Source organism: Protofrankia sp. CiP1_Cm_nod3 (assembly GCF_982290655.1).
The window spans coordinates 24,702-31,435 of record NZ_CEVIVD010000048.1 but is presented as its reverse complement, the minus strand read 5'-3'; the positions used below and the strand labels follow the sequence as shown (position 1 = coordinate 31,435).

The following is a 6,734-nucleotide window of genomic DNA, read 5'->3' as shown; positions in this document are numbered from 1 at the left end:
CCACCTGGGTGGTCGCGGTGGCATGACCCCGGCGGCCCGTCATGGCGTGCTCTGCCCGGTCAGCGCGGTGGGGAACGGGTGCGCCGCCGCGTCACCCGCCCGGCCGGCGGCCTGGTCGGGCTCGTCCAGCAGGGACGGATCCAGGAGGAAGGACAGGAGTGCCTTCTGCGCGTGCAGCCGGTTCTCGGCCTGGTCGAAGACGACCGAGCGGGGGCCGTCGATCACGGAACCGGCGATTTCCAGATCGCGGTGCGCCGGCAGGCAGTGCATGACGATCACGTCGTCATCGGCCGCCTCGACCGCCTTCTCGTCCAGCTGGTACGGCTGGAAGACCAGCGACCGGCTCTCGCCCTGGTCGTCCTGGCCCATCGACGCCCAGACATCGGTGTAGAGCACGTCCGCGCCGGCGGCGGCCACCAGCGGGTCGTGGGTCACCACGATCTCCCCGCCGGTGCTGGCGGCGATCTCGCTGGCCTGCCGGACCACCTGCTCGAACGGCTCGTACCCGGGTGGGGAGGCGACCCGCACCCGCATCCCGGCCAGTGCGCCGGCGAGGACCAGCGAGTGCGCGACGTTGTTCCCGTCCCCGAGATAGGCCAGGGTCAGGCCGGCCAGGGCGCCTTTCCGCTCCCGGATCGTCTGCAGGTCGGCGAGCGCCTGGCACGGGTGGGCATGGTCGGACAGCGCGTTGACCACCGGCACCGACGCGGCCGCGGCCAGCCGCTCCAGCCGCTCCTGCGCGAACGTCCGTATGACGATCATGTCGACGTACCGGCTGAAGACGGTGGCCGTGTCCTCGATGGACTCGCCCCGGCCGAGCTGGGTGCTCGCCGCGTCCACCACCACCGGGTGCCCCCCGAGCTCGGCCACGGCGACGTCGAAGGACAGCCTGGTCCGGGTGGAGGGCTTCTCGAACAGCAGGACCACCGACCGGCCGGCGAGCGGCCCGGGCCCGCCGCTGCCCGAACGGTCGCCTGTGCGGCGGGCCGCCTTCAGCCGGTCCGCCGCGTCCAGGATGGCGGTCTGTTCGGCCGGTGTCAGGTCGGTGTCGAGGAGGAAGTGCCGGATCGTCATGAGACGGCGTCCAGGGCGGACATGGCGGGGAGCGCCGGCGGGCGCGGGGCCGTATCCCCGGCATGCCGCTTCGCGACACGCCGGGTTCCCGCGCGCGGGACGCTGTCGGGGTGCACCGTCATGCGCTGACCTTAGAACGTCCGCTGGTGGACCGTGACGGCCCGGCGGCCGCACCGCCACCGGTGCCGTCCGCGCCGGCGGAGGTCACGGCCTGGTCGGCGATGGCCGGCAGCGCGGCGACGAACTCGTCGGCATCCGCGGCCGAGAGCACCAGCGGCGGGGCCAGCCGGACCGCGTCCGCGCTCACCGCGTTGACCAGGAAGCCCGCCTGCCGGGCCGCGGTCTCGAAGGCGGCGGCGAACGGCGCGTCGAGCTCGATCGCCAGCCACAGCCCACGGCCGCGGACCCCGGTCACGCCCGCGGCGCCGGCGCCGCGGATCCCGTCGGCGAGCCGGCCCCCCACCCGCACCGCGTTGTCGATCAGACCGTCCCGCTCGATGGTGTCCAGCACGGCGAGCGCGGCGGCGCAGACGACCGGCCCCCCGCCGAAGGTGCTGCCGTGCTCACCGGGACGCAGCAGCTTCCCCGCCGGGCCGAAGCCGACGCAGGCCCCGATCGGCAGGCCGCCCCCGAGCCCCTTGGCGAGGGTGACGACGTCCGGGACGACGCCCTCGACCTGGTGCAGGAACCAGGCGCCGGCCCGGCCGATACCGCTTTGCACCTCGTCCAGGACGAGCAGCGCGCCGGCGCGGTCGCAGATCTCGCGGGCCGCCTTCAGGTAGCCCGCCGGCGGCGCGACCACGCCGCCCTCACCCAGCGTCGGTTCCAGGAACACCGCGGCGGTGCGCTCGCCGACCGCGTCCGCCAGCGCCGCGGCGTCGCCGTAGGGGACGAAACGCGCGCCGGGCAGCAGCGGCTCGAACGGCGCCCGTTTGGACGGCTGGCCGGTAATCGACAGGGCGCCCAGGGTCCGCCCGTGGAACGAGCCCTCGGCCGCGACGATCTCTTCGCGGCCCGTCCGCCGGGAGATCTTGATGGCGGCCTCGTTGGCCTCCGCCCCGGAGTTGCAGAAGAACACCCGGCCGTCGGCGCCGCCGAGCAGCCCCAGCAGGCGCTCGGCCAGGACGATCTGCCGCTCGTTCACGTACAGGTTGGACACGTGGCCCAGGCGGCCGATCTGGTCGCGGACGGCCTCCTGCACGGCCGGGTGGCAGTGCCCGAGGACGCTCACGGCCACCCCGGCGATCAGGTCCAGGTACGCGCGCCCGTCGGCGTCCCACACCCTGGTCCCCGCCCCGCGCTCGAGCGCGATCGGCGGCCGGCCGTAGGCCGTCATGATCACAGCGTCCCGGCGGTTGAGCAGATCGTCGTTCACAGGGCTCCTCCCGTGGCGGGGTCTGTTCCTACGGCAGAGGTTTCTGTTCCTACGGCAGGGGTTGCTGTCCCCGCGGCAGGGGTTGGCGTGCTCGGATCCGCGGCGCGGCGGGCGGGCGGCGCGGGAGCGGCCACCGCCGGGGCGGCGTCCGGTGTGATCAGGGTGCCGATGCCGTCGTCGGTGAAGACCTCCAGCAGGACGGCGTGCGCCACCCGGCCGTCGAGGACGTGCGCCTGCGGGACACCGCCGTGCACCGCCCGCAGGCACGCCTCCATCTTCGGGATCATGCCACTGGCCAGTGTGGGCAGCAGGTCCGCCAGCTCACCGGCGGTCAGCTCGCTGATCACCTCGTCACTGTGTGGCCAGTCCGCGTACAGCCCCTCAACGTCGGTGAGGATGACCAGCTTCGCCGCGCCGAGCGCGGCGGCGAGCGCCGCGGCGGCGGTGTCGGCGTTGACGTTGTACACCCCGCCGTCGATCCCGCGGGCCACCGTGGCGACCACCGGGACCTTGCCGGAGCCGAGCAGGGCGGTCACCGTCTCGGGGGCGACCTCGACAACGTCGCCGACCAGGCCGATGTCGATCTCCTCGCCGTCCACGACCGCCAGGCGCCGCCGGGCGGTGAACAGGTTGGCGTCCTCGCCGGAGAGGCCGACGGCGAACGGGCCGTGGTGGTTGACCAGCCCGACGACGTCCCGGTTGACCTGGCCGACCAGGACCATCCGGACGATCTCCATCGTCTCCGGGGTGGTCACCCGCAGCCCGCCGGCGAACACCGACTCGACTCCCAGCCGGTCGAGATGCGCGGTGATCTGCGGCCCGCCGCCGTGGACGACGACCACCCGCAGACCCGCGTAGCGCAGAAAGACCACGTCGGCGGCGAACGCCTCGCGCAGCGCCGGGTCCTTCATCGCGTGCCCGCCATATTTGATCACGATGGTGGCGCCGTGGAAGCGCGACAGCCAGGGCAGCGCCTCGATGAGCACCTGGGTCTTGGCCAGGGCGGCATGGCCCCGCGCGAGCGTCGCCGGCCGGCCCAGGGCGGGTACGGCGCTCACGTCGAGTACGCCGAGTTCTCGTAGACGTAACCGTCGGTGAGGTCGTTCGTCAGGACCGTCAGTTCGCTGCCGCCGGCGTGCAGGTCGATGCGGATGGCGACCTCCCGGCCGGTCAGGTCGACGAGCTCGCGCGGCTCGCCCGGGGCACCGTCGCGGCACACCCACACCCCGTTGATCGCGACGTCGACGGCGTCGGGCTCGAACGCGGCACGGGTGGTCCCCACCGCGGCGAGCACCCGGCCCCAGTTCGGGTCGTTGCCATAGAGCGCGCACTTGAGCAGGTTGCACCGCGCCACCGCCCGGCCGACCTCGAGGGCGTCGTCCTCACCGGCCGCGCCGGTGACGGTGACCGCGATCGTCTTGGTCGAGCCCTCGGCGTCGGCGACCAGCTGCCCGGCCAGGTCGGCGCAGGTGCCGGTCACCAGCCCGCCGAGCGTCCCGGCGTCGACACGCACCCCGGACGCGCCGCTGGCCAGCAGCAGCACGGTGTCGTTGGTGGACATGCAGCCGTCGGAGTCCACCCGCTCGAAGGTGGTGCGGCAGGCGTCCCGCAGCACCTGGTCGGCGGTCGGCGGGTCGACGACCGCGTCCGTGGTCACCACCACCAGCATCGTGGCGAGCGCCGGCGCGAGCATGGCGGCGCCCTTGGCCATCCCGCCTACCGTGACCCCCGCCGCCGCGCGCACCGCCTGCTTGCTGACGGTGTCGGTGGTGCGGATCGCCTCGGCGGCGGCGGCGCCACCGGTCGCCGCCGCCTCGGTGACCGCCTTGGCCACGCCGGGCAGCAGCAGGTCCATGGGCAGGCGTATCCCGATCAGCCCGGTCGAGCAGACGGCGACCTCACCGGCACCCAGCCCGAGCAGGGCCGCGGTGTGCTCGGCGGTGTGGTGGGTGTCGGCGAAGCCGGCCGGGCCCGTGCAGGCGTTGGCGCCGCCGGAGTTCAGCACGACCGCCCGCAGCCGGCCGTCCACGAGCACCTGCCGGGACCACCGCACCGGCGCGGCCTGCACCCGGTTGCGGGTGAACACGCCCGCGGCCGTGTCGAGGGGGCCGTCGTTGACGACGAGGGCGACGTCCGGACGGCCGGAGGGCTTGAGCCCGGCCGCCACGCCCGCGGCCCGGAAACCGGCCGGCGCCGTGACACTCACGATCCGATCCTCACGATCATGCCTCCTGCCCGCCGATGATTATGCGGTGCCGCTGGACGGCCGTGACTCGCCCGTGGACGACTGCCATCCGTTTTCGGCGAGCCGTCCGCTTCTGCGCTACCGCCTGCTTTCCCATGGCTGTCACCTGCCCGGCCGTCTCCTGCCCGCAGGCGGATTCCTGTTCCTGCCCACGGACGGATGCCCGCCCGCAGGCAGGTCTCCGCCCGTGGGTGAGCGTCGGCGGTGGGGCTGGTCACGGGGCCACCCCCTGTGCGGTCAGTCCCGTTGTCTCCGGCAGGCCGAGCATGAGGTTCGCGCACTGCAGTGCCTGGCCCGCGGCCCCCTTGCACAGGTTGTCGAGGGCGGCGACGACCACCGCCCGTCCCGCCTGCTCGTCCGCCATGACCTGCAGGTGGACGGCGTTGCCGCCGAGAGCCGCCGAGGTGTGGGGCCAGCGGCCCGGCGGCAGGACCCGCACGAACGGCTCGTCCGCGTAGGCCGCGAGCAGCGCGCCGCGCAGGGCGTCCGTGGTCACCTCGGCGCCTTTTCCGGTGCCTTCTCCGCGGAGGCGGGCGGTGCAGGTGGCGAGGATGCCGCGCGGCATGGGCGCGAGCACCGTGGTGAACGACATCGACACGGGCGTGTCGACCAGCCCGCCGAGGGCCTGGAGGATCTCCGGGCGGTGCTGGTGGCTGCCGACCTTGTAGGCGGTCAGGTCGCCCATGACCTCGCTGCCGAGCAGGTTCGCCTTGGGTGAGCGGCCGGCGCCCGAGGTGCCGCTGGCCGCCACGACGACGACGTCCTCGGTCTCGACCAGCCCCGCGGCCAGCAGCGGGGCGAGGGCGAGGGTGACCGCGGTCGGATAGCAGCCGGGGGCCGCCACCCGGTCACTGGTCCGGATCGCCTCCCGTGCCGCTGGCAGCTCCGGCATCCCGTATGTCCACGCGCCCGCGTGCTCGCCGCCGTAGGCCCGGCGCCAGGCCTCGGCGTCGACGAGCCGGTGGTCGGCACCCAGGTCGACGACGCGGGCGCCGGCCGGCAGCGTCGCCGCCACCGCGGCGGACGCGCCGTGCGGGAGCGCGAGAAAGACGATGTCGGCGTCGGCCCCGGCAAGGGCCGACGTGTCGACGAAGACCCGGCCCTCGAGGCCGGGCAGGTGCGGGTGGATCTCGGTGACGTCGCGCCCGGCCGACGAGCCCGCCGCCAGCGGGCCGATCTCGAGCTCCGGATGCCCGAGCAGCAGGCGCAGCAGCTCCCCGCCCGCGTACCCACTGGCCCCGGCCACCGCCGCTGTCATCCCCATGACTGAAAACTTATACATAGCATTTCATGAACATGCAATACCTTGCCGTGGGAAGTTGCGGCGCGGCGTTTCCTCAGCTCCTCCCGGCACCCGCCGGGCCGCCAGACCCCGCACCCCGTCGGGCGACGCCGGGTCGCCCGCCGGACCAGGACGGGCCCTGCGCCAGCCGCCCCGGGGCCCGAGCCCCGACACGACCACCAGGAGCGCGTCCGAGCAGACACACAACAACACAAACATGCTGGCGTGCGAACACGTAGCGACACACAATGACACGCAGCCATATGAACACTCGGAGTAATTTTCTTGCTACCCTCCGCGATGTTTGGGTGTAGATGACGACACCCACCGGTTCTGAGGAGCAGAGATGTCTCGTCGACGATGGCGGATCGGAATATGGGCGGCGGCAGTGACGGCCACAGTCGGGGCGGTGGCCCTGCCGGCGGCGGCTGTTGCCTCCCCGGGAGTGTCGGGCACGACCCCCGGCTGGGACATCCGGCTGCGTAGCGGCATAGTGCAGGCCTGGGGCCGCAATGACTTCGGGCAGCTGGGCAACGGCACCACCACCAACAGCCCGGTACCCGTCCAGGTCTCCGGCCTCACCGGCGTCACCGCCGTCGCGGGCGGAGGGAACAGCGGGTACGCGCTGCGCCGGAACGGCACCGTCTGGGCCTGGGGACTGAACAGCTCCGGGCAGCTGGGCAACGGCACCACCACCAACAGCCCGCTACCCGTCCAGGTCTCCGGCCTCACCGACGTCACCGCCATCACCGGCGGTG

The 6,734-nt window shown here is 73.6% G+C and carries 6 protein-coding genes; 1 reads left to right on the top strand and 5 read right to left on the bottom strand.

All coding sequences use genetic code 11. The features are described 5' to 3' along the window. Positions 1-39: 39 nt before the first annotated feature. The 5 genes from argF to argC all read right to left on the bottom strand — a co-directional run bounded on the left by argF (position 40) and on the right by argC (position 5,958). Positions 40-1,074 (bottom strand): ornithine carbamoyltransferase, encoded by a 1,035-nt coding sequence (argF, locus tag AC5LUJ_RS11685; RefSeq protein ID WP_250283339.1) that lies wholly within the window; start codon positions 1,072-1,074, stop codon positions 40-42. Between the two features lie 118 nt (positions 1,075-1,192). Next, complete coding sequence (locus AC5LUJ_RS11680) at positions 1,193-2,449, bottom strand: acetylornithine transaminase (RefSeq protein WP_250283340.1); 1,257 nt, start codon at positions 2,447-2,449, stop codon at positions 1,193-1,195. Next, positions 2,446-3,507, bottom strand: a complete 1,062-nt coding sequence (gene argB, locus AC5LUJ_RS11675; RefSeq protein ID WP_250292073.1) for an acetylglutamate kinase — start codon at positions 3,505-3,507, stop codon at positions 2,446-2,448. Before argB ends, AC5LUJ_RS11680 begins: the two co-directional genes overlap by 4 nt. Beyond that, positions 3,504-4,655, bottom strand: a complete 1,152-nt coding sequence (gene argJ / locus AC5LUJ_RS11670; protein WP_250283344.1) for a bifunctional glutamate N-acetyltransferase/amino-acid acetyltransferase ArgJ — start codon at positions 4,653-4,655, stop codon at positions 3,504-3,506. Before argJ ends, argB begins: the two co-directional genes overlap by 4 nt. Before the next feature lie 253 nt (positions 4,656-4,908). Continuing rightward, positions 4,909-5,958 (bottom strand): N-acetyl-gamma-glutamyl-phosphate reductase, encoded by a 1,050-nt coding sequence (argC, locus tag AC5LUJ_RS11665; protein WP_250283371.1) that lies wholly within the window; start codon positions 5,956-5,958, stop codon positions 4,909-4,911. A gap of 406 nt (positions 5,959-6,364) precedes the next feature. Here argC and AC5LUJ_RS11660 point away from each other — a divergent pair. Then, the coding region (locus AC5LUJ_RS11660; protein ID WP_493464927.1) for an RCC1 domain-containing protein at positions 6,365-6,734 on the top strand (370 nt) is incomplete at its 3' end.

Coding starts and splice junctions, on each gene's coding strand:
- argC (WP_250283371.1), bottom strand. CDS start 5,958: ATGGGGATGACAGCGGCGGTGGCCGGGGCCAGTGGGTACGCGGGCGGG.
- argF (WP_250283339.1), bottom strand. CDS start 1,074: ATGACGATCCGGCACTTCCTCCTCGACACCGACCTGACACCGGCCGAA.